The sequence below is a fragment of the Streptococcus sp. 'group B' genome, assembly GCF_002073795.1.
GTDB lineage: Bacteria > Bacillota > Bacilli > Lactobacillales > Streptococcaceae > Streptococcus > Streptococcus agalactiae.
On sequence record NZ_CP020432.1, the window covers coordinates 1,261,641 to 1,284,441 of the forward strand.

22 protein-coding genes are annotated in these 22,801 nt (G+C 35.3%); 3 read left to right on the forward strand and 19 right to left on the reverse strand.

The features are described from left to right. Positions 1 to 4: 4 nt before the first annotated feature. The 19 genes from A6J68_RS06700 to A6J68_RS06795 all read right to left on the reverse strand — a co-directional run bounded on the left by A6J68_RS06700 (position 5) and on the right by A6J68_RS06795 (position 20,769). The gene (locus A6J68_RS06700) at positions 5 to 1,081 is read right to left on the reverse strand and encodes a carbamoyl phosphate synthase small subunit (RefSeq protein ID WP_000826118.1); all 1,077 of its coding nucleotides are present in this window, start codon (positions 1,079 to 1,081) and stop codon (positions 5 to 7) included. Between the two features lie 13 nt (positions 1,082 to 1,094). Continuing rightward, positions 1,095 to 2,018 carry an aspartate carbamoyltransferase catalytic subunit gene (locus tag A6J68_RS06705; RefSeq protein ID WP_001016469.1) on the reverse strand — a complete coding sequence of 308 codons (924 nt, stop codon included), beginning with the start codon at positions 2,016 to 2,018 and terminating at the stop codon, positions 1,095 to 1,097. A gap of 164 nt (positions 2,019 to 2,182) precedes the next feature. Beyond that, positions 2,183 to 3,475, reverse strand: a complete 1,293-nt coding sequence (locus tag A6J68_RS06710) for a dihydroorotase (protein ID WP_000275477.1) — start codon at positions 3,473 to 3,475, stop codon at positions 2,183 to 2,185. 11 nt (positions 3,476 to 3,486) lie between these two features. Further along, a complete protein-coding gene (gene pyrE, locus A6J68_RS06715; protein WP_000362328.1) occupies positions 3,487 to 4,116 on the reverse strand; it encodes an orotate phosphoribosyltransferase in 630 nt (209 codons plus the stop codon). Between the two features lie 12 nt (positions 4,117 to 4,128). Next, positions 4,129 to 4,830 carry an orotidine-5'-phosphate decarboxylase gene (pyrF, locus tag A6J68_RS06720; RefSeq protein WP_000890170.1) on the reverse strand — a complete coding sequence of 234 codons (702 nt, stop codon included), beginning with the start codon at positions 4,828 to 4,830 and terminating at the stop codon, positions 4,129 to 4,131. Between the two features lie 212 nt (positions 4,831 to 5,042). Continuing rightward, positions 5,043 to 6,275, reverse strand: a complete 1,233-nt coding sequence (locus tag A6J68_RS06725) for a threonine/serine ThrE exporter family protein (RefSeq protein ID WP_001178655.1) — start codon at positions 6,273 to 6,275, stop codon at positions 5,043 to 5,045. A 39-nt stretch (positions 6,276 to 6,314) separates the two neighbouring features. Continuing rightward, positions 6,315 to 7,856, reverse strand: a complete 1,542-nt coding sequence (locus A6J68_RS06730) for an ABC-F family ATP-binding cassette domain-containing protein (protein ID WP_000025410.1) — start codon at positions 7,854 to 7,856, stop codon at positions 6,315 to 6,317. Between the two features lie 130 nt (positions 7,857 to 7,986). Further along, on the reverse strand, positions 7,987 to 8,325 hold the full coding sequence (locus A6J68_RS06735) for an ATP cone domain-containing protein (protein WP_001165746.1): 339 nt from the start codon (positions 8,323 to 8,325) through the stop codon (positions 7,987 to 7,989). A 169-nt stretch (positions 8,326 to 8,494) separates the two neighbouring features. Further along, positions 8,495 to 9,571, reverse strand: coding sequence for an aspartate-semialdehyde dehydrogenase (locus A6J68_RS06740; RefSeq protein ID WP_000542446.1), 1,077 nt, complete (start codon positions 9,569 to 9,571; stop codon positions 8,495 to 8,497). A gap of 207 nt (positions 9,572 to 9,778) precedes the next feature. Continuing rightward, complete coding sequence (locus tag A6J68_RS06745) at positions 9,779 to 10,531, reverse strand: LPXTG cell wall anchor domain-containing protein (protein WP_000482185.1); 753 nt, start codon at positions 10,529 to 10,531, stop codon at positions 9,779 to 9,781. Positions 10,532 to 11,219: 688 nt separating this feature from the next. After that, positions 11,220 to 12,815, reverse strand: coding sequence for a cardiolipin synthase (cls, locus tag A6J68_RS06755; RefSeq protein WP_000638280.1), 1,596 nt, complete (start codon positions 12,813 to 12,815; stop codon positions 11,220 to 11,222). A gap of 118 nt (positions 12,816 to 12,933) precedes the next feature. Next, the gene (locus tag A6J68_RS06760) at positions 12,934 to 14,604 is read right to left on the reverse strand and encodes a formate--tetrahydrofolate ligase (protein WP_000845311.1); all 1,671 of its coding nucleotides are present in this window, start codon (positions 14,602 to 14,604) and stop codon (positions 12,934 to 12,936) included. Between the two features lie 88 nt (positions 14,605 to 14,692). Beyond that, positions 14,693 to 15,712 (reverse strand): lipoate--protein ligase, encoded by a 1,020-nt coding sequence (locus tag A6J68_RS06765; RefSeq protein WP_000280831.1) that lies wholly within the window; start codon positions 15,710 to 15,712, stop codon positions 14,693 to 14,695. 26 nt (positions 15,713 to 15,738) lie between these two features. After that, positions 15,739 to 16,617 carry an SIR2 family NAD-dependent protein deacylase gene (locus A6J68_RS06770; RefSeq protein WP_000219401.1) on the reverse strand — a complete coding sequence of 293 codons (879 nt, stop codon included), beginning with the start codon at positions 16,615 to 16,617 and terminating at the stop codon, positions 15,739 to 15,741. Further along, on the reverse strand, positions 16,586 to 17,404 hold the full coding sequence (locus A6J68_RS06775) for a protein-ADP-ribose hydrolase (protein WP_001133602.1): 819 nt from the start codon (positions 17,402 to 17,404) through the stop codon (positions 16,586 to 16,588). The genes A6J68_RS06770 and A6J68_RS06775 overlap by 32 nt, the downstream gene beginning before the upstream one ends. Next, positions 17,397 to 17,729, reverse strand: coding sequence for a glycine cleavage system protein H (locus A6J68_RS06780; RefSeq protein ID WP_000717326.1), 333 nt, complete (start codon positions 17,727 to 17,729; stop codon positions 17,397 to 17,399). Before A6J68_RS06780 ends, A6J68_RS06775 begins: the two co-directional genes overlap by 8 nt. 28 nt (positions 17,730 to 17,757) lie before the next feature. Further along, positions 17,758 to 18,744, reverse strand: a complete 987-nt coding sequence (locus A6J68_RS06785; protein ID WP_000778218.1) for an MsnO8 family LLM class oxidoreductase — start codon at positions 18,742 to 18,744, stop codon at positions 17,758 to 17,760. Continuing rightward, positions 18,741 to 19,940 carry an NADH-dependent flavin oxidoreductase gene (locus A6J68_RS06790; RefSeq protein ID WP_001067085.1) on the reverse strand — a complete coding sequence of 400 codons (1,200 nt, stop codon included), beginning with the start codon at positions 19,938 to 19,940 and terminating at the stop codon, positions 18,741 to 18,743. Before A6J68_RS06790 ends, A6J68_RS06785 begins: the two co-directional genes overlap by 4 nt. Beyond that, positions 19,933 to 20,769, reverse strand: coding sequence for a lipoate--protein ligase family protein (locus A6J68_RS06795; RefSeq protein ID WP_000455160.1), 837 nt, complete (start codon positions 20,767 to 20,769; stop codon positions 19,933 to 19,935). Before A6J68_RS06795 ends, A6J68_RS06790 begins: the two co-directional genes overlap by 8 nt. Before the next feature lie 153 nt (positions 20,770 to 20,922). Here A6J68_RS06795 and coaB point away from each other — a divergent pair, with 153 nt between their 5' ends. The 3 genes from coaB to A6J68_RS06810 are packed head-to-tail and all read left to right on the forward strand — an operon-like array spanning position 20,923 to position 22,763. Beyond that, positions 20,923 to 21,606, forward strand: a complete 684-nt coding sequence (coaB, locus tag A6J68_RS06800; RefSeq protein ID WP_001873872.1) for a phosphopantothenate--cysteine ligase — start codon at positions 20,923 to 20,925, stop codon at positions 21,604 to 21,606. Further along, a complete protein-coding gene (coaC, locus tag A6J68_RS06805; RefSeq protein ID WP_000595816.1) occupies positions 21,603 to 22,145 on the forward strand; it encodes a phosphopantothenoylcysteine decarboxylase in 543 nt (180 codons plus the stop codon). The genes coaB and coaC overlap by 4 nt, the downstream gene beginning before the upstream one ends. 45 nt (positions 22,146 to 22,190) lie before the next feature. Next, positions 22,191 to 22,763: an ECF transporter S component gene (locus A6J68_RS06810; protein ID WP_000728786.1), complete on the forward strand. Its 573-nt coding sequence runs from the start codon at positions 22,191 to 22,193 to the stop codon at positions 22,761 to 22,763. Positions 22,764 to 22,801 lie beyond the last annotated feature (38 nt).

Below are 22,801 nucleotides of genomic sequence, written 5' to 3' on the forward strand. Positions count from 1 at the left end.
AAAGCTAGCTTTTTTGCTGGAAATCATCAATCATATTAATAAATTCATCAAAAAGATAAGATGTATCATGCGGCCCTGGTGCTGCATCTGGGTGAAACTGCACTGAAAAGGCAGGATAGTATTTATGTCGAACACCTTCGACGGTTTTATCATTAATCTCTTCATGTGTAATGAAGAGAGCCTCAGGGAAATCTTCTCTCGAGACAGCATAACCATGATTTTGACTTGTAAAATCAACCTGTCCTGTTTGCAAATGACGAACAGCATGGTTAAAACCTCGATGACCAAAAGTCATTTTATAAGTCTTTGCACCATTGGCTTTAGCAAATAGTTGATGTCCCATACAAATACCAAAAATTGGAATTTTACCTTGAATTTCTTGGATCATTTGTAAAGCATTCGGTAATTGTTCTGGGTTCCCAGGGCCGTTAGATAAGAGTACTCCATCTGGATTGAGATTTAAGATTTCTTGCGCTGTCGTAGTATGAGGGACGACTGTAATATGACATTGACGTTGTGACAGTTCTCTTAGAATAGAATGTTTTAAACCAAAGTCAACTAATACAATATTTTTGCCAACTCCAGGCGAAGCATAAGCTAATTTGGTTGATACTTGTTCAATTTGATTATTTAAAAGAACACTTTTTTGAAGGTTTTCTAGTGCTTCATGAATAGAATTTCCCTCGTTTATTAAACAAGCTTTCATTGTTCCATGTTTTCGAATAATTTTTGTTAATGCTCGAGTATCTATACCTGAAATTCCAGGTATTCCTTTTAATTTTAAAAATTCATCAAATGTCATCTGTTGACGCCAGTTACTTGGATACTCTGCCCATTCATAAACAATTACTCCCTTACATGTTGGTCTAATAGATTCGTAATCGTCTCGATTTATCCCATAATTTCCAATAAGAGGATAAGTAAAAGTAATGATTTGACCGTTGTAAGATTGATCTGTTATAGATTCTTGATACCCTGTCATTCCTGTACTAAAAACAATTTCACCACTTGTTCCTACATCCGCTCCGAAAGCCTCACCCTCAAACACACTACCATCTTCCAATAATAATAGACGCTTCATTTTATCTCCTTTATTATCTGCTATTGAGCACTGCTTCTAAGATAGCTATCCTTGCATAGACGCCATTACTCATCTGTTTCACTATTCGAGCCTTATCTGCTTCTACTAAATCGCTAGCAATCTCTACATCCCTATTGACGGGTGCTGGGTGCATAATAATTGCTGTATCCCTTAAATGTTTATAGCGTTCTTTTGTAAGACCAAATTGTTGATGATAGCTTTCTTTTGAAAACACCCCTTTACCATCATGACGTTCGTGTTGAACACGTAAAAGCATAAGGACATCAATTTGATCAACTAACTGATCTATTGGTAAACATTGCCCATATTCATCGAACTGACTACTATACCATTCTTTGGGTCCAGAAAAGAAAATTTCAGCTCCTAATCGTTTTAGCACTTGCATGTTAGATTTAGCTACCCGTGAGTGAGTTAGATCTCCTACAATCGCAATTTTTAGTCCTTTGAAGTATCCAAATTCTTCGTAAATAGTTACCAAATCCAAAAGTGATTGGCTTGGATGTTGGCCTGAGCCATCACCCCCATTGACAATAGCTGAATGAATGTTCGGACTAGCAATCAATTCTTTATAATAGTCAATATCAGGGTGCCTAATGACACAAACGTCCAATCCTAGAGCACTCATTGTTAAGATAGTGTCATAAAGGGTTTCTCCTTTATTAACAGAACTTGTATCAGCATTAAATTCAATTGTTTTTAATCCTAATTTGAGTTCTGCCATTTCAAATGACTTATGTGTTCTTGTTGAATTCTCAAAAAAGAGATTTGACACATAGTAATCTTTATCAAAACCAATGTTGCTAGGATTTTCTTTAACTTCGATACTTCTCTTTATCAAAGACATAACTTCTTGATTTGATAATTCTTCTAAACTGACAAAATGTTCTAATGAAAGTGTTTGTGTTTGATGATTCATGATAATTTCTTTCTATAAATTTTAGCTAGAAAAAAGCCTCCTAAAACAAGGAGGCTCTGCAAAATAGTAAGCTAGATAGGGAACTAACTTACTATTTGTTAACGCAATTCCTTGTTTGCCTCTCTGGACAATACCTTAAAGGATATTAATAAGAAATGTTTTACCTATACCAATGTCGCTGCGTGGCTATCTTTTTGATAGACTATTTCACCATTGCAAATTGTGTAGTGAACAACTCCCTTCAATTTATCACCGATAAAAGGAGAGTTGCTGGATTTGGAGGCAAATTCTGCCTTTATTATTCTCTCTTCAGCTTGATCAAAAATAACGATATCTGCAGGTCCACCTTCTCTGAGATAACCTGCATCAAATCCATATAACTGTGCAGGATTACATGTCATTTTTGCCAAAAAGTCAATCATTGAGAGTTCTTTAGTAGATACTAAATAAGTAATCCCTAAGGCTAATGATGTCTCTAAGCCAGTCATACCAGAGGGCGCTTGACTAATATTATCTGCTGCTTTCTCCATAATATGATGGGGAGCGTGATCACTTGCAATAATTGAAATAACACCACTTTTAAGACCATCAATGAGGGCTTGTCTATCCTTTTCAAGTCGCAGTGGTGGATTTAATTTTGCATTAGCACCCTTAGTTAAAAGTAAGTCCTCTGTCTTTGAAAAATGTTGGGGGGTTACTTCTGCTGTTAAGTTAGCACCAAGCTTCTGCGCAAAATCAACTACTTCTACTGATTCTGAACTTGACAAATGCTGGATATGGACTTTCGCCTGTGTTTGGTAAGCAATCATAGCATCTCGCGCAATCATTGAATATTCAGCAAGACCACTAGCTCCACAGACATGATAAATTTTCTGAGCAATATGTTCGTTGATACCAAGAACACCATTTAACGATGGATCCTCTTCATGTAACGATAGGACAACATCATGTTTTCTAGCTAAGTTCATAGCTTCTTGCAAAACCTTAGTATCTGTCAAAGGGATACCATCGTCTGAGAATCCAGCAACTCCAGCTTCTAATAATTCTTCGAAATTAACTAAATCTTTACCATTCAGGGATTTAGTAATTGTAGCAACTGTTTCAATCTTAATTGCTTCTTTTGCTGCACTCTCCTTAACTTGTTTTACAATTTCTGAGCTAGAAATCGTTGGGTTAGTATTGGCCATCATAAGAACTGTCGTAAAACCACCTGCTGCAGCTGATAAGGCTCCTGTATGGATATTTTCTTTATGTGTCTGTCCAGGCTCACGAAAATGTACATGAATATCGACTAATCCTGGAGCTACAATTTTATTGCTTGCATCAATGATTGGAATGCCTTTAATATCAATTTCTTTCGATATTTGTTTAATTTTTCCTTGATCAATCAGCATGTCTGATACTTGATTAAAACCACTTTGAGGGTCGATAATCAATCCGTTTTTAATGATATACATATCTGTCCTCTCTAACTTTGCCAATTCATTTGATCTTCTTTAAATTTTTTCAGTAATACCAGTTGGTCAGCTGTAATATATCCATTAACTTTAGCAACTTTAATTAATTGATTGTAATCCGTCAAAGTCACCAAAGGAATATCAGCTTCACGAAATGCTTGTTCAGCCTTAGCTAATTGATATGTAAATATCGCTACCACCCCTAAAACCTCAATACCTTGACTCTGCGCAGCCGTAACAGCCTCTAAAACAGATCCTCCTGTTGAAATCAAATCTTCAATGATAACCATTTTTTGGCCTGAGTAAACACGTCCCTCGATTTGATTCCCCACACCATGATCCTTTGCCTTCGAGCGTATATAGGCAAAGGGCAAGTTCATCTTATCAGCTATAATAGCGCCATGTGGTATGCCTGCAGTCGCTGTTCCTGCGATGATATCAACGTTTGGGAAATGTTTCTGTATTTGTTTAACAAAACCATTTTCAATCAGTGTCCTTGTCTCAGGATACGATAAGGTTACACGATTATCAGTGTAAATTGGCGATTTGACCCCCGAAGCCCAAGTAAAGGGTTGTTGGGGTCTTAAGTAAACAGCTTGAATATCTAATAGTTCCATGGCAATCTGTCTTGCTAAATCCATCTCAGTACTCCTTTATTTAATACGATTCCATTCTTCTTTTATGTCTAGATATGCTTGATATGGATTTTCTGCTTTCGTTATAGGTCTTCCCACAACGATATAATCAGCCCCAACTATACGTGCTTGCTCAGGAGTCATCGTTCTTTTTTGATCATCTAACTGATTGGTCTGTGGAGGTCTGATACCAGGCGTTAAGCAAATGAAATGTTCGTTAGTCTGTTTCTTGATTTGCTTTACCTCTTGAGCCGATGCGACTACTCCATCTAAGCCTGCTTCTTGAGCTTTTTGAGCATAATGGCAAACCGAATCAACTACACTTAAGTTAATATGTTGATCCACCTGCATTTGTTCTTGTGAAGTCGAGGTTAATTGTGTCACTGCTAATAGTATTGGACCCTCCCCCAAACCTTCTCTAGCTGCTTTCATCATTTCGACTCCTCCTGCAGCATGGACATTAGTCATATCAATGCCTAATTTGGCTAAGACAGACATAGATAATCGAACTGTATTAGGGATATCATGTAATTTTAAATCCAAAAAAATGCGATGTCCTAAGGATTTAATATATCTAATAATTGAGGGACCTTCGGAATAATAAAGCTCCATTCCTATTTTGACAAAAAGCAATTCTTCTTTTGGAAAATGTTCTAAAAAAGTTGTTACAGAAGCCAAATCAGAAAAATCTAAGGCAATGATAGGGCATTTTTCTAACATATAATTCCTCTCTATAGAAATAATAATTGTTGGAAATGTACCAGTATGACACAAAAAACCTTGCCTGAGGGCAAGGTTTCATAAAAAGTTAGCGAAAAAGCACTCGCTATTTGACTTATGATGGTGACCTTGTTCGCCTCTCTGGACTCACTTAAAGATACATTTGTAGGTATTCTACAAGTTTACAATCATTTTGTCAAATAAATACTAAATTATTTTATCATTTTACGTCTAATAAAGAACGATAGAGGAATCTGCTGTACAATACTGATTGCTATAGCAATTGTAAAAGCTGTTACAAAACAGGATCTAAAATATTCCATTGCTAAGGCATCTGCTCCCGTCAATAAAAAGTAAACGGCTCTATAGAAGCTAAGTCCTGGGATAAGAGGAAACATACTTGTCGCTAAAAAGACAGTGGCAGGACACTTACGTTTAGCAGCTAATAGCCGTGAAAAATAAGTGATGAAAAGCCCTGGAAAAAATACGGCTATAGCATCCATGTGAAATTGTTGCCATAAGATCAGGTAGAGCATCCAAGATATTGCTCCTAGTATCCCTAAGTCAAGGAAATAACGTTTTGGAACATGGTAGAGAATAGAGAAGGCTATCGTCCCTAAACCGGCCATTAGTGTTCTGATGATAATCTCAAGAATGGTATTAGGAACACCAGAAAAAGAACCTGTCATTTGTTCTGCAAACGGAATAATTTCAATTGTAATAGCCACGCCTGCTGATATAGAAATACAAATGAGTAAAGCAGACATAATCAAAGCTAAACCTGTTGAAAAATTATTCTGTGAAAATTCTCTCACCGAATTAACAAAGGCAGCCCCTGGCACCATAACCATTAATGCCCCTAATATGATAATGCTACGATGCTCACCTAATCCTGAAAAATATAATAAATTAGCACTTAAAGCCACTACAGAACTACCTAGAATGGTCAAAAGAAATCCTGTATGTATACGACTTTCCATCAAATTCAAAAAATATCCTAAAATTAAGCCTGTTACAGCAGCGGAAAATGAATCTAATAAGGAACTACCCAAGGCTAAAGAAAAACTACCCGCTCCACAAAAATAAGAAATTAAAGTAACAAGCAAACTATAATCTTTTTGATGTTCAATTAAGTCTAACTGCTTTACAATTTCTTCTGGAGATACTAAGTCTTGTTTAGCAATTTGCCTAGAAAGGTTATTAACAGCTTCAAGTCTACCTAAATTTGCTGTTACACCATCTGTATTGCATACTTTAGCTTCTTGTTTACCATAGCGGTTAATCCCGGAAGCGATAATACTGCTACTAACCACATAAGCTTCAAAATTTTCTATCTGAAGAGCCTTAGCAAAATGCTTCATTGTGTCTTCGACACGATAGACTTCTGCTCCGCTTTCAATCAGTAATTTACCAGCTCTAAGAACAACGCTCATATCATTTTGCATCTTATTTGGCTCTGCCTTCTACTTTATTACCCTAGCCACTTAACTAAGTTGGTTAAAGTCCCAAACATCATCCATCCATCCTTCATAAAAGTCCGGTTCATGACATACCATCAAGATTGATCCCTTATAAGCTTTTAAAGCACGTTTTAACTCATCTTTAGCATCTACATCTAAATGATTGGTTGGTTCATCAAGTACAAGGACATTATTTTCGCGATTCATTAATAAGCAAAATCTGACCTTTGATTGCTCCCCACCAGATAACACCTGAATCTGACTTTCAATATGCTTTGAAGTTAAACCACAACGAGCAAGAGCTGCCCTAACCTCTGCTTGGTTCAAAGCAGGAAAAGCATCCCATACTGCTTCAAGTGGAGTTTGGCGATTCCCTCCGGGTACTTCTTGTTCAAAATAACCTAAATCAATAAAATCACCTCGTTCAACATTACCAGAAATAGGGGGGATAATACCTAGTAAACTCTTAAGTAATGTTGTTTTTCCTATCCCATTTGCTCCAACAATAGCTATTTTTTGATTACGTTCAAATGTTAGGTTTAGAGGTTTTGTTAAAGCACGATCATATCCAATTTGAAGATCTTTAGCTTGGAAAATAAAACGTCCTGGTGTGCGAGATTCTTTAAATTCAAAACTTGGCTTTGGTTTCTCTGCTTGTAACTCAATAATATCCATTTTGTCTAGTTTCTTTTGACGAGACATTGCCATATTACGTGTTGCAACGCGTGCTTTATTACGATTAACAAAATCTTGTAAATCAGCTATTTCCTTTTGTTGACGTTCATAGGCTGCTTCTAATTGAGCCTTTTTCATTGCATAGACTGATTCAAAATTAGTATAATCACCGGAATATCTTACTAAATCTTGATTTTCAACATGATAGACAATATTGATAACATCGTTCAAAAATGGAATATCGTGTGAGATTAAAACAAAAGCATTTTCATAATTTTGTAAATAGCGTTTTAACCAATCAATGTGTTCAGCATCAAGGTAGTTTGTAGGCTCATCAAGCAGGAGGATATCTGGCTTTTCTAATAACAGTTTTGCTAAAAGGACCTTTGTCCTTTGACCACCAGATAATTCAGTAACATCAGAATCCATACCAAAATCCATAACTCCTAATGCCCGTGCGACTTCATCAATTTTAGCATCAAGCGTATAAAAATCACGTGATTCTAAACGATCTTGTAGTTCTCCAACTTCTTCCATAAGGCTATCTACATCTGCGCCATCATCTGCCATGGATATATATATATCATTGATACGTGCCTCTGTTTTAAAAAGTTCATCAAATGCTGTTCGCAAAACATCACGAACTGTTTGACCTTCTTCTAACACAGTATGTTGATCAAGGTAACCAGCAGTTACATATTTTGACCATTCAATTTTTCCTTCATCAGGTTGAAGATGACCTGTAACAATTGACATGAATGTTGATTTTCCTTCACCATTAGCACCAATAAGTCCTATATGTTCACCTTTTAAAAGGCGAAAAGAAACATTCTCAAAAATAGCACGATCACCAAAACCGTGACTTAAGTTTTTTACTTCTAAAATACTCATTTAAAATCCTTTGATTGATAATAGAGGTTATTAAAAAACTCATAGAGACACTCTACAAGTTTTTAAATTAGCACATTACATAGTAAGTTCCATATACAAGTATAGAGAGTTTAAACTTAAAAGTCAAACCTTACTTAATTTTTTCAAAGTGTAAATGAACAGTGATTTGATCATCATAACCATTTCGCTCTAAATCACGTTGCAAACGGTATGAAATATAGTGTTCAGCAATATGAATGTATCCTGCATCCAATAAACGATTTTCAACCAAAGACTGAATCATATTGATCGTTGGTCGTTCAACCTGAGCATCCTCTAAATCTAAGATTACTTTTTTAGTCACTTGAGCAAGGTCTTGACGAAGTGACTCATCAAGCACATAAACTGTTTGAGCAGCTTTCAAGATAGCTTGGTAGATTTTTTCAGGATCAAATTCAACAATCTGTCCATCACGTTTGATGATTTGCATAAGAGCCCCTCCTTAATGTGGAAACAATGTTAAAACGATTTGCAATCATTTTCATTTGTTAATTTCATTATGCAAATGTTTTCATAATTTGTCAAGTGTTTTACCTGATATTGATGAAAAATTAATATCACTAGAAGTCAGTATAAGTATTAAGCAATGTCATATTCTTCTATATTAATTCAAATTTTAACTCTTTCGCTGGTTTAACCAGCCCATTCTTATGCAATGTTTCTGCGATTTGAACAGAATTCCAAGCTGCCCCCTTCAGTAGATTATCTGAAACTACCCACATATGAACACCATTTTCTTGATCAAGGTCTTTTCGAATACGACCAACAAAGGTCTCCCTATGGCCTACAGCATTAATCGCTTGAGGGTAAATTTGCTGAGATGGAAGGTCTTGTAGGACGGCACCAGGAAAATTTGCAATAGCCTTTTTAATTTCAGAGATTGAGGCTAATTCTTTCGTCTCAATATAAATAGACTCAGAATGACCCGATAAAACGGGAATGCGGACGCAGGTAGCTGAAACCTTAATAGTAGCATCTTCCATAATTTTCTTTGTCTCCAAAGTCATTTTCATTTCTTCGTACGTATAATCATTATCAGTAAAAATATCAATTTGAGGTAATGCATTGAATGCGATAGGATAATGTTTTTGATCGCTAGAACATGGCAAGACCGTTGCAATTAATTGATCAGGTGAAAGGTTATCATTTAAAACTTGTCTCAACTGTTCCTTAGTTTCTTCAACAGCACGTGCACCTGAACCCGAAACAGCTTGATAGGTGGAAACTATAACACGCTCTATCCCCCATTTTTGACGAATGGGCTCTAAAGCAATCATCATTTGAATAGTAGAACAATTGGGACAAGCTATGATACCATTATGACCAATCATGGCATGAGCATTTACTTCAGGAACAACTAGTGGAACATCAGGATTCTGACGAAAATATGACGTGTTATCTACTACAACTGCTCCAGACTTTACTGCATAAGGAGCGAACTTTGCTGAAATAGATCCACCAGCTGAAAACAAGGCAATATCAACATCGTAAAATGATTCTTTTGTTGTCTCTTCAACACGTATAGCCTCATCTTTAAAATGTAAAATTTTACCTGCTGAGCGACTTGATGATAAAAGTTTCACTTGTTCTATTGGTAAATTCGATTGTTCTAATTGACGAATCATTTGTGTTCCTACGGCACCTGTAGCACCCACGATAGCAACGGTATATCCCATATAATGACCTCTATTTGTTGATGTTATTCATCAATATTTTCAAAACATTTTAATGTGACTATTATACTACATTTTTATAAACTTTCAAGAATAGCCAAATGAAAAAAGTCACCCTAACCAACCTAATTATAAAAAGGAATCTCGTATCCGATTCCTTTTTATTGATTGTATATATCATTATAATAGTTACTAAATGATTGATTATACTTAATTTTCATTGCGTCTCAAACCGCAGCGACTTGTTAACAAAATTAAACCAAAACCTACAAGTTTAAAAATGACATTTTGATCACCACCTGTTTTAGGTAATTTATTTATCACTGAAATTGTTCTAGAATTATTAGTTAACATCGGTCTATTAGCTACATTAGTAACCTGAGATACTTTTTTAGAGAATGACTGTTTGTTAGAGTCACCTTGACTAGAGTGATTATTTTCTCTAGATACAGTTGGCTTTGAAAAAAGTGGATTTTTCCCTATAAGTTGACCTACTTGGCTCTTGTTATCCGCATCACGTTGGCGGCGCTCTAGAACATTGCCCTGACTTTTGTTTTCCGCATCACGTTGACGACGCTCTAAAACATTGCCTTGGCTCTTATTCTCAACATCGCGTTGACGACGCTCTAAAACATTGCCTTGGCTCTTGTTTTCCGCATCACGTTGGCGACGCTCTAGAACATTACCTTGGCTCTTGTTCTCAACATCGCGTTGACGACGCTCTAAAACATTGCCTTGGCTCTTGTTTTCCGCATCACGTTGGCGACGCTCTAAAACATTACCCTGACTTTTATTTTCCGCATCACGTTGGCGACGCTCTAAAACATTACCTTGACTTTGATTTCCAACACTATCCATAGCAGATACAGGACTTGATCCTAAAATAATAGTTGATCCTAGCACTCCCATATAAAGCCAAAGCTTTCCTGATTTCCAAGTTCTAAAACCTATTTTATTGAACAATTAATTTTCTCCTTACTTTTTTTAAATTTTAAAAGTCATTTTATTATTATTTTTATTTAGATTATATATATTAAAACATTTTATAATCTATGCCAAGTTAATTTGTTATTTAATTACAATTTATTATTAATTTGTATGCTTAAAATTAAATAGTTGATATCTAAAACATGATATTTTTAAATTTTCCTTTAATATTATAAAACATGATAGATAGTCATACTAACATTAGGATTTACAATGAGATAATAGTATATTTTTAATACTTCATCTAAACCATCAGAAACTAGATTATTTAAAAATTTTACAAAGAATGTGATGGTAGCATATTCAATTAAAGTTAAGTAAAAACATAATTTTTAGAAAGAAATTGTGACTTATTTATGCAAAAAAAAGAAAGAACCAAACTGGTTCTTTCTTTTTTGCTTTTCAGCTACTTACCACAGTTTGTAATGAATTACAAGTAGTAGTAAGCTAAGGGCACCTTTTCAAGTGTGATAAGAAGGTTCACACAACTTATCAAGATCCGCTCCTGCGTTTATAATCTCCCTGCGCAATAGTGGTAAAACCACATATCGACTCATCGCATAACAGTAGTTTAACATAATTTAGTTAAAATGCAACCTTTACTTTTTAAATATAACTAGATTCTTCAGTTTACTTTTAATATTAAATTAAAAATAAATTATTTCTAAAGCAGGGGAGCAATAGTTTTTGTCACTATGCCAATTACTTTTTGGAATTTTGGAATATTATTTATATCTTTCAAGCTAACTAACCTTGATTTATTTAACGTATCCATATAATCTCGATAAATGTCTTGGATTGCATCTACCTTATAAAGATAAACAGCACATTCAAAATGGTGATACAGGCTACGGTAATCAAGATTTATCGTACCTACAACAGCCTTTGTATTATCACTAAGGAATATTTTTGAATGAACAAATCCAGGGGTGTATTCATATATTTTAACACCTGATTTTATTAATGCTTGATAGTAAGTTTTAGCAAGAGCATAAGGGATTGGCTTATCTGGGATACCCGGCATAATAATACGTACATCTACACCACGTTCCGCAGCAAACTGAATGGCATGTTCCAATTCACTGTCTAATATTAAATAAGGTGTCATGATGTAAACATATTCTCTAGCATGATTAAGAATATCTATATAAACATTTTCCCCTACTTTATCAGTGTCTAAAGGAGAATCTCCATAAGGAATAACATAGCCTTCATTTTCAACTAAATCATCGTGTACACCGAGGTAAGGCGCTACTAACATTTTTTCCTCAGTAATGGACCACATCTGTAAGAAAAGTAGGAGGAAACTATCCACTGCTTTCCCCTTTAACATAATACCTGAATCTTTCCAATGCCCAAATAACTCAATGTGATTAATATACTCATCGGCTAAGTTTACACCACCAGTCATGCCTACTACTCCATCAATAACAACAATTTTTCGATGGTCACGATAGTTATAATAAGTTGAAATAAAAGGAGAAATCGGAGAAAATGCTTTTGCTTTTATTCCTATTTTCTCAAGTCGTTTCGTATAATCAAAGGATAATTTTGTAATTTCTATCATACCATCATATAAGATACGGACTTCAACACCTTCTTCCACCTTTTGTTCTAAAATACTAAGTATTTCTCCCCACATTATTCCTTCGTCAATGATAAAGAATTCTAAAAAGATATACTTCTTAGCTTTTAGTAGTTCTTCTTTCATTTTTTCAAAGAATGCTTCTCCCGTTGGTAGAAATGTCACATCAGTATTTCGATAAACTGGGAAATTTCCATGTGCTTTTTCAAAATATTGAACCAAATGATATGTTGTGGATGTACTCGACTTAAGCTGATTCAAAGTTTCAGGATCATCCTCTAGATAAATCTGACTCTCATCAATCAATGTCTCCAATCTTTGTTTCAAACCACGATAACCCCAGTCGAATTTGGTGTACATTAGGAACATCGCCCCTAGTAAAGGGGCAATCATTACCAATATTAACCAAGTTACTCGGGACAAAGCATCCATTTCACTATTAACTAAATATAAGACCGCTCCAATTGTTAAGATATGCTCAACGGTTGCTAACCAAACACGATACTGCTCTAGCCATGAGTAAGAGGCTAGTAAAAACAATAATTGTAAAATCAATAAAATAGCGATAACGGTTGTTCGACTAAATATACCCCTTAGTAAACTTTTCTTACTCTTATTAAGTAAACGAACAATTTTGACTTTATTACTGATAAGTTTTTCCCCCCTCCAAATCAATCATTTTATTATAGCATACTGTCACTTGAATAGCATTCTATTATTCTAAATTATCTCTAGTTAAAATCTAATCCCCAATAAAAAGAGGCTAGCATCACAAGCCCTACCTCTTTATTATTTAAAATAATCCAACGGCTGTACCGTCTTCTAAAACATCCATATTGAGAGCTGCAGGTTTTTTAGGTAAACCAGGCATTGTCAATACGTCTCCAGTAAGAGCAACTATAAAACCAGCTCCTGTTTTTGGAACAAATTCACGAACAGTTATATCAAAGTCAGTTGGAGCACCAAATAAATTTGGATTATCAGAAAAGCTATATTGTGTCTTTGCCATACAAATAGGCATCTTGTCCCAGCCATTGTCACTAAACTCTTTTAATTGTATTTGTGCCTTAGGTCCAAAATGAACTTTATTACCACCATATATTTTAGTAACAATTTTTTTAATTTTTTCTTCAATAGTGTCTTCATCATTATATAAGCGTTTGTAATTGGATGATTGTGTTTCAATCACATTAGCAACAGTCTGTGCAAGTTCAAGGCCACCGTCTGCTCCATCTTCCCACACACTTGCTAATTCAACTGCCACATCAATATTACTACATAAGGTTTTAAGAGTTGCAATTTCACTTTCTGTATCTGCAGTAAACTGATTGATAGCTACAACTACCGGAACACCATATTGACGCATATTGTTAACGTGACGCTCGAGATTTGTAAAACCTCTTTTAACTGCTTCGACGTTCTCTTGTGAGAGATCTTCTTTTGAAACACCTCCATGCATTTTCAATGCACGCAATGTAGCAACAATAACAATCGCATCGGGAGAAGTCGGAAGGTTTGGCGTTTTTATATCAAGAAACTTTTCAGCGCCCAAGTCTGCTCCAAAACCAGCTTCAGTAACAACGTAATCTGCTAAGCGTAGAGCTGTTGAAGTCGCTAAGACAGAATTACATCCATGTGCAATATTAGCAAATGGTCCCCCATGGACAAGAGCCGGTGTCCCATAAATGGTTTGAACCAAATTAGGTTTGATAGCATCTTTTAGGATAAGTGTGAGAGCTCCTTCAATCTTCAAATCTTTAACATAGATTGGTTTACGGTCCCTTGAGTAAGCCACAACAATATTTGACAGGCGTTTCTTTAAATCTGATAGGTCAGTAGCTAAACATAGAATAGCCATTATTTCAGAAGCAACAGTAATATCAAAGCCATCTTCACGTGGTATCCCATTGACAGGGCTTCCTAAGCCAACGATCACCTGACGAAGAGCACGATCATTAAGATCAACTACACGCTTCCAAATCACTCGACGTTGGTCAATATCTAATTCATTGCCTTGATGAATATGATTATCAAGTAGAGCTGATAAAGCATTATTAGCAGTTGTGATTGCGTGCATATCACCAGTAAAATGCAAATTAATATCTTCCATTGGTAGTACTTGTGCGTATCCACCTCCAGCAGCTCCTCCTTTAATACCCATTACAGGACCTAAAGAAGGTTCGCGAAGCGCAATCATCGTTTTTTTACCAATTTTATTTAAAGCATCAGCTAATCCAATGCTCATAGTGGATTTTCCCTCACCTGCTGGTGTCGGATTAATAGCAGTTACTAAAATTAACTTTCCTACTTTTTGAGATCTTACAGCTTCAATCTTATCAAAAGATAATTTTGCTTTGTATTTACCATACAATTCTATATCATCAAAACCAATTCCTACTTGCTCAACAATCTCAGCAATAGGCTTTAGGGCGACGCTTTGCGCTATTTCAATATCTGTTTTCATGATATTCTCCTTCTAAATAATAAAAATAGTATAGCAATATTCCCTATAAAAACATATTTTTTTGCAAAAAAAATTTAAAATGTTCGTCTTATGAAAATAAAACTGCTTTTATTTCTTCTGGACTAGTCTGACCAAAATAATCTTCTAATGATAAAGTACTTAATTTTTCCAAGACTAATTCTTCTTTCATAGGGCAACCAATGAGAAGGTTTTCAATATCTGAAATATCTTTAGAACTGAAAAAGTCACCATAAATACGGCAATTCGTAATAATACCTTTCTCAATTTCTAAGTGAAAATCGTAAGTTCCTGACGGAAAACGAGCATCTCTGTGATACGAATACTGTGGTGAGTTACCATAATTCCAATCCCAATTCTTATATTTTTCATCAGCTAGAGCGTCAATCGCAGCCCAATCTTTTTCGGTTAGATGATAGCGTTTTGCCTGATCAATATGATCAATATGTAATAATTGACAAACCATTAAATCTTTAAATTGATCGGTTGTGATATGACGATAATCTTCTGACAAGTGGCTACGAATATCTCCTACTCGACTTCGGACAGATTTTATCCCTTTAGATTCAATTTTTTTCCGATTAGGATTTAACACTTTTTCCATAGCATCAAAATCAACATCTAATAAAAGAGAGTAACCACCGTAAATACGACCGTTTACTATCGTCATTGCTGCACCTGATACTTTTTTACCATCAATAACTAAGTCATTTCGTCCCCTCATTTCAACACTAGAAGCACCTAAAGTTTTTAGGGCCTTAATAGCTGGCTCATAAGCTCGTTTGAAATCACCAAATTGTCCATGATCTTTCATTAGATAGCAAATATTTACAGCACCTGAGTCAACGTAAACAGCTCCTCCACCAGTATCTCGACGAACAACAGGAATATCATGTTCTTTCAAATATTCTTGATTTGTCTCTATAACTGCATTCTGAAATTTTCCGATTTCAACTTTAGGATCACAATAGTATGGAAATAAAATATCATCATCTAAAAAAACATTTTGTAAAATATAAACTTGCATGGCAAGTGCAATCGCACCGTCTGTGATACGCTTACCATTTCTAATTGGTTCAATAAGATACATTTAGGTCTCCTTTTATAGCAATTTAGTTATCCAATAATTTCTTTTTTCGCTTCAGCAATTAATTCAGCGATATGCTGTGTCAGTTGCACACTCCTTGAGCGAATCTTTTGAGGAATGCGATAATGCTTGTGATTAAGAGTAACAAATAAAGAGTTTTCATTTAAAGAGACGAATCGCCAAAACGGATGCTTAATAAATTGTGGCGTGGTATGTCCAACTCCAATCTCTAGATAAAGAACTTTGTCATTTTGATGTTGTGATAAGAAATTTTCATAACGTTGTCGTTGAGCATGAAAGTCAGCATCTTCCACCATACCTTTTTCTTCGTTACGTTTATTAATTTCAAACGGTTGATCACACTTTGGGCATTTGGGGATTAAGTTACTAGGAATCTTCATATCCTTTTGTTGTGCAATCATTTGACGAATTGCCTGATCATTTCGATAAGTTTGTTGATGACAATGTTGACTACACTGCCATAAGCCATATTCACCTTGAATATGAAAAACTTTTTCTAAATTATAATCAGCCACAGCGAAGGCATTATCAGCATTAGTTGTAATAATATGATATTCTTTTTTCGCTAAAATATCCTTTAAATCAAGATAAGCTTGTCCTACCGGTTGATCTAAATAATTAAGTGCCACAAAACGACTTTGGAAGGCCCAATATTCTTCCCAATCTTCAAAGTCATAAAGACTTGCTTGCAACATATCTAATAGTTGATATTTAGCAATAAAATCCGGAAAAGCTTCTTCAAATCTGGGGCCAATATAGGTAAATCCATCCGCTGCAGACATGCCTGCACCAATACCAACTACAATAGCATCTGATTCTTCTATTAACTGACTTAGTATTTCTGATTGAGAATGATTAGTTTTTTCTAGAGTCTTCCACACTGTCATCTATTTCCTCTTTTAATAATAATTTTTGATAAATCTCTTGGTCTTTAGGTGTGAATGTATTGAAAATAATATAGAGTTTGTGCTGATTTTCGCGTTGCCACTCTAATATCTCTTGAACAGCCAATTCAGCGGCTCTTTGATTAGGAAAACCAAATTCTCCCGTTGATATACAAGGGAAGACAATTGTTTTAAGATTAGCTTGAGCTGCCAATTGTAAGCAGGATTTATAAGAAGACTTTAATAAATCCTCTCTTATACGAGATGGCTTTTGATCAACTTTTACATAAGGTCCGACTGTATGAATAACATACTTACAAGGAAGATGATAGGATTCGGTAAGTTTAGCTTGTCCTACGGCTTCCATTCGTCCTTGTTGTGTCATCAATTGATGACATGCTAAACGTAATCGTGAACCTGCAAACGTATGAATCTGATTGTCAATACAATGGTGATTAGGAATAAAACAACCTAACAACTTACTATTTGCTGCATTAACAATAGCATCCACTTGTAATAAGCAAATATCCCCATGGTAGGTAAATACATTTGAATATACCGTTTGATGACAGACGTCTATCGTTTTTACTTTTTGAGTATTCCACCAATGTGACAAATACCTATCTTCTAAAGACAGGTACTCTTGACTAATGTTTTGAGGATCTTGTTGATTAACTAGACCACGCCAAACCGTTTGCAAATCGGTGGTCCTCAAGTCATCAACGTCTGTTAATTTTTCTGACTGAAGATACTCAATCATGGCTAGCAATAGTTGTTTTTGATTAGGCATTTTCTAAAGCTTCAAAAGCAGCATAATCAACATCTGTTAACACAACCAACCAATTTTCGTCAGCTTTTTCAGAATTTAACAAAGTTGGTTCTTGACTTGCAGCTGTATTAACTTTAACAACTTTACCTGTAAGAGGAGATAAAATTGCCATAACCGTCTTTGAAGCTTCAATATTTAAAATAACATCATCAACTTCTAAATTTGTATCATCTGTGAATTCCACATATCCAACAGTTCCCAAGTCATCTTGAAGTTCGGGAGTTAAGCTGATAGTATAAAGTTCTTCATTTTTTTCAATTAATAAGTAGTTCGCAATTTTTTTCATGAGTAATTTCCTTTCTGAGAAAACGTGATTAATATAACTGTGATAATAATTTTAAGGATTTGATTCGTTGATCAAGTCCTGGAACAAGAGGAATCAAAAGTAGTTCTTCTGCTTGACTAGCATTAACTAAAGCGTCAAGGCTTTCTTTAACTTGTTTTGGATCACCTACAATCATACGGTGGCGATTTGATTTAATTTTTGCTTTTTGTTCAGGAGTCAATTGGTAATGATTAGCTTCTTCAATAGTAGGAAATGTTGCAAATTCATTGAAGTCTTTATTTCCTAGCATCCAGATATCTAAAGTCTTTGCTATGTTTTCAGCTTCTTCTGAAGTATCAGCTATAACTACAAATGGAGCTACCATCAAATTAGGAGACTTATTAGGATAATATTCTTCAAACTGATGATAATAAAGAGATGAAAGCTTTTTAGCTTCTGTCAATGGGTCTTTGTCCATAAAAGGAAAAACACCGAAGGTAAAGCCTAAGCCAAGTTTAGCCGCTAAATAAGCTGATTTTTGACCACTCCCCAACACATATAAGTCTGGGAAGCTAGAAAGAGTCGGTTGAACTAATGGTTCCTTACTGGATGATTCATCAATAAGCCATGACTTCAATTCCTCCAGTACCTCTTCGTAATCATGTGCTTTATGTAAGCTACGAAGTGCATTTGAAACTTTAACTGTCCCTAGTGAATTTCCTAAACCAATACTTACTCGATTCGGATGACATGTCTCTAATGTCTTGAGAGTCTCCGCGAGTTTAAAACTACTATAGTGCAGAGGCATTATACCTCCAGAGCCAATTTTGATAGATTTAGTCTGGTTAGCCAAATGCATTATCATTAATTCTGGATTGCTAATACTGAATGCCTTAACACCGTGATGTTCAGCCACCCAAAATTGATGATAGCCTAGTTGCTCCGCCTCTTGTGATAAAAGAATCGTTTCTTGTATTGCATCACTTGCAGTTTTTCCATAATCAATAAGCCCATAATCAAGGACACTTAATTTCATCTTTCCTCCCTATAATTGCTTCGAAGTTCTCTAAAAACTTCTCGAGCTTCCTTTGGTAAAGATTCTCCATAATCCATCAAAGGAACAATATCTTTAAAGGAGGCTTTTGGAATCGCCAAACCTTCTAAATCATTCACTTTAATCCTTAAATTAATCTGATCAGAACGCTTAGCTTTTATTTTTTGTAAAAATTCCGGATCAACTACTAAGGGCGTGGAAGCTCCTATCATATGAGCATGTTGTAAGGCTTCAAACACCTTTGAAGCACTATTAATACCTCCAGTTGCCATAATTGGAACTCTATCACCAAAATGTTCAAATATAACTTGATTAACCAGCTGCCCTTTGTAAACTCCCTCAGAACGTATAGTATTTCTAAAGACATCATGCCCCCAGCTTGCAATGGCAAGATAATCTACCTGAGCAATCGCTAAAATTTTTTCAAGAAATTCCATAAACTCTTCAATGCTATATCCAATTTGTGAACCGCGAGTTTCTTCAGGCGTCGCTCTAAAACCAAGGATAAAATCTGACTCCGCTTCTTCTCTGATAACTTTTTGTACCGCTTTAAAAACTTCTAAGCCTAAACGACAGCGATTAGTCAAAGTTTGAGGACCATACTCATCTTTTCTTTGATTTGAGAAGGTTGAGAAAAAAGTTTGAATTAGTAATCGTTGTGCAGAAGATATTTCAACACCATCAAATCCAGCTTGTATAGCTCGTCTTGTAGCCTGGACATATTCATCGATAATCCTTAGTATATCTTTGTGTGTTAGTTCTTTAACCTGATGTGGGTATGGCGATTGCAATTGCATAGGGCTGGGACCATATACATATCCGTGTCTTGCCAAAGTGTGACTTGAGAAACGTCCAGCATGCGTCAGCTGCAAAACAGCTTTCGCTCCCTTAGACTTCATTGCTTTAGCCAATTTAGTCAAACCAGGAATGTCCTCATCCTTTGAAACGCTAAAACCATATTCAAATAACTGACCATATTCTGTGATATATGCTGCTCCAGTAATTTGTAATGGAGCGGATTTAGCACGACGAACAGCATATGCTATGTCGTCATCAGTTACAAAACCTTCTGATGTAGAAGAATTAGTTACCATAGGTGATAGAACAAAACGATTTTCTAAGCTCAATCCATTGGGAAGTGTTAATGGACGAAATAAATTACCTTGGACATTATTCATCTCTGCTCACCATCCCCTTATTAGCCATAGACTTAGCCTGAAATCTATCAAACTCTGCAACTAAATCGGGTCTAATCATCAGTAAACGATCATTAAAACCTACTTGTTTAAGGCTAATCAACATACGATCAATAACATCTTCTACTGTCATAGGACAATCTAATAGATCAGATAGATTAGCCATAATTTCAGGATCTACATTTGGATAAGCAATTGGACTACCCGTATCACCTAGACCAATCTTATAAAAATCTGAAATCATTTGACTCCGCCCTTTTTGATCGCCACAAACGCTAAGGTAAATTGATACCGCAATACCATTCTTTATACGGCGCTGAGCCAAGCCAGCAAATTTTTTGCCATTTATACTAAGATCAAACTTACCAGGACAATAGGAGGTCTCTACTTCAAAGTGCTCAATAGGTTGATAAAAATCCGAAAATATACTTCTAATAAAATCGACCATTATAAGATACCCATCTGAGATAGACAATTTTCTCTCAAAAACATCTGGAATAACCAATGAAAAATTTAAAATTCCTTCATCAGCTACAACTGCGAGACCTCCAAAATTCCGAACAACTGGTTCATAACCACGACTGATGATTTCTTTTTTAGCTAATTCTAAATGTGGTAATTCTCGATCTAACATCCCCAGAATGACTGTCTTAGTCATCGGCCAAATATGCAAAATAATTTCTTGATTTGAGCGATTAATCTCCCTTAAAAATACTTCTGTCCATATAAAAGGTTTTTCCGCGTCTTGAGCATCTGTAACATAGTCTTTAAAAATAGATACAGGTAACTGCGCTAGATCTTGCCACTCCAATAAATCTGACCTCCTTTCTCTAGAAAACTCTGCAAGATTTATTTTATCGCAATCGCTTGAAATTTTCCAGTAAGTTTCCCTCAAATTCCATTACTATCAAGAAGAAATATATCTTTTATTTACGAAAAGCATTTTTTTATGTACAATATGGCTATGAAAATTTTGATTACATCAGGTGGGACTACCGAGAAAATTGATACCGTTAGGAGTATCACGAATCACGCAACAGGAGCTTTAGGAAAAATAATTGCAGAAAAATATTTACGAGAAGGACATCAGGTGACACTCGTGACTACTAAAAATGCAGTCAAACCAGAATCTGCTACCAACTTATCCATATTTGAGATTGAGGACGTTGACTCATTAATAAAAACCTTGAAGCCATTAGTGAAAGAGCATGATATTTTAATTCATAGCATGGCAGTGTCTGACTATACCCCCGTCTACATGGCTGATTTCGAAAAGGTTAAATCAAGCGATGATTTAGATACTTTTTTGCGCAAAGATAACCACGAAGGGAAAATATCATCTGAATCAGAATATCAAGTCCTTTTTCTCAAAAAAACACCAAAAGTTATCAGCCTTGTGAAAAAATGGAATCCTCAAATTACTCTAGTAGGTTTTAAACTACTTGTGAACGTTACTAAAGAAAACCTTTTTAAAGTTGCTCGTCATAGCTTAATCAAAAATAAAGCTACGTTTATTTTAGCTAATGACCTCATTGATATTACCTCAAAACATCACATAGCCTACCTACTTGATCATGATAATGTGTATAAAGCTACCACCAAAGAAGATATTGCTCAATTAATTTACGAGAAGGTAAAAAAAATATGATTAAACGTATTACACTAGCCGTCACAGGTTCAATTTCGGCCTATAAAGCAGCAGACCTTACAAGTCAATTAACTAAAATTGGCTATGATGTTCATATCATAATGACACAAGCTGCCACACAATTTATTACACCGTTAACTCTGCAAGTATTATCAAAAAATCCTATTCATTTAGATGTTATGGATGAGCATAACCCAAAAATCATCAACCATATCGAATTAGCAAAACGCACAGATTTATTTATCGTTGCACCTGCCTCTGCTAATACTATTGCTCATCTAGCATATGGCTTCGCTGATAACATCGTAACAAGCGTTGCTCTTGCTATGCCCGATGAAACTCCAAAACTTATCGCACCAGCAATGAATACAAAGATGTATCATAATACAATCACCCAACGTAACATTGATATTTTGAAAAAAATAGGTTATCAGGAAATTGAACCTCGTATTAGTTTGCTTGCCTGTGGTGATACCGGTCAAGGAGCCCTAGCTGATATCTCTACTATACTTAAATGTATACAAGAAGTTGCAAATTAGGCTGTAAATTTGTATACTATTTCTAGTTTAATTTAAGGAGTTATAATGAAAAAGAAAAACAAATCCTCTAACATTGCTATAATTGCAATCTTTTTTGCTATTATGCTTGTCATTCATTTTTTGTCATCATTTATTTTTAGTTTTTGGTTAGTCCCTATTAAACCTACTTTGATGCATATCCCAGTTATTATTGCATCTATAGCCTATGGACCTCGTATTGGTGCAACTCTAGGCGCCTTAATGGGGGGGATCAGCGTAGCTAACAGCAGCATTGTTCTATTACCAACGAGTTACCTCTTCTCACCTTTTGTTGAAAATGGTAATTTTTATTCGCTAATTATTGCACTTGTACCACGTATTCTAATCGGGATTATTCCTTATTTCGTTTACAAATTACTACACAACCGCTTTGGTTTGGCTATCTCAGGTGCTATAGGCTCTCTAACAAACACAGTATTTGTTTTATCTGGAATTTTTATCTTTTTTTCAAGTACTTATAATGGGAATATCAAGCTAATGCTCGCTGGGATTATTTCATCTAATTCATTAGCTGAGATGGTCATTGCAGCTATCATTGTATATCTAACTGTTCCTCGTATTCTCAATATTAAACATTAAAAACTGGCCAGGAAGAAATCTTCCTGGCTTTTCTTACT

Excerpts from the sequence above, each read along its gene's own strand:
- A6J68_RS06710 (WP_000275477.1), bottom strand. The coding sequence starts at position 3,475 with ATGTATATCATTAAAAACGGATTGATTATCGACCCTCAAAGTGGTTTT.
- coaB (WP_001873872.1), top strand. The coding sequence starts at position 20,923 with ATGAAAATTTTGATTACATCAGGTGGGACTACCGAGAAAATTGATACC.
- A6J68_RS06810 (WP_000728786.1), top strand. The coding sequence starts at position 22,191 with ATGAAAAAGAAAAACAAATCCTCTAACATTGCTATAATTGCAATCTTT.
- pyrF (WP_000890170.1), bottom strand. The coding sequence starts at position 4,830 with ATGTTAGAAAAATGCCCTATCATTGCCTTAGATTTTTCTGATTTGGCT.
- A6J68_RS06705 (WP_001016469.1), bottom strand. The coding sequence starts at position 2,018 with ATGAATCATCAAACACAAACACTTTCATTAGAACATTTTGTCAGTTTA.
- A6J68_RS06775 (WP_001133602.1), bottom strand. The coding sequence starts at position 17,404 with ATGCCTAATCAAAAACAACTATTGCTAGCCATGATTGAGTATCTTCAG.
- A6J68_RS06790 (WP_001067085.1), bottom strand. The coding sequence starts at position 19,940 with ATGAATAATGTCCAAGGTAATTTATTTCGTCCATTAACACTTCCCAAT.
- A6J68_RS06785 (WP_000778218.1), bottom strand. The coding sequence starts at position 18,744 with ATGAAATTAAGTGTCCTTGATTATGGGCTTATTGATTATGGAAAAACT.
- A6J68_RS06740 (WP_000542446.1), bottom strand. The coding sequence starts at position 9,571 with ATGGGATATACCGTTGCTATCGTGGGTGCTACAGGTGCCGTAGGAACA.
- A6J68_RS06730 (WP_000025410.1), bottom strand. The coding sequence starts at position 7,856 with ATGAGTATTTTAGAAGTAAAAAACTTAAGTCACGGTTTTGGTGATCGT.
- A6J68_RS06725 (WP_001178655.1), bottom strand. The coding sequence starts at position 6,275 with ATGCAAAATGATATGAGCGTTGTTCTTAGAGCTGGTAAATTACTGATT.
- coaC (WP_000595816.1), top strand. The coding sequence starts at position 21,603 with ATGATTAAACGTATTACACTAGCCGTCACAGGTTCAATTTCGGCCTAT.
- A6J68_RS06735 (WP_001165746.1), bottom strand. The coding sequence starts at position 8,325 with ATGCAAATCATCAAACGTGATGGACAGATTGTTGAATTTGATCCTGAA.
- pyrE (WP_000362328.1), bottom strand. The coding sequence starts at position 4,116 with ATGGATTTAGCAAGACAGATTGCCATGGAACTATTAGATATTCAAGCT.
- A6J68_RS06765 (WP_000280831.1), bottom strand. The coding sequence starts at position 15,712 with ATGTATCTTATTGAACCAATTAGAAATGGTAAGCGTATCACAGACGGT.
- A6J68_RS06700 (WP_000826118.1), bottom strand. The coding sequence starts at position 1,081 with ATGAAGCGTCTATTATTATTGGAAGATGGTAGTGTGTTTGAGGGTGAG.
- A6J68_RS06770 (WP_000219401.1), bottom strand. The coding sequence starts at position 16,617 with ATGACAGTGTGGAAGACTCTAGAAAAAACTAATCATTCTCAATCAGAA.
- A6J68_RS06760 (WP_000845311.1), bottom strand. The coding sequence starts at position 14,604 with ATGAAAACAGATATTGAAATAGCGCAAAGCGTCGCCCTAAAGCCTATT.
- A6J68_RS06780 (WP_000717326.1), bottom strand. The coding sequence starts at position 17,729 with ATGAAAAAAATTGCGAACTACTTATTAATTGAAAAAAATGAAGAACTT.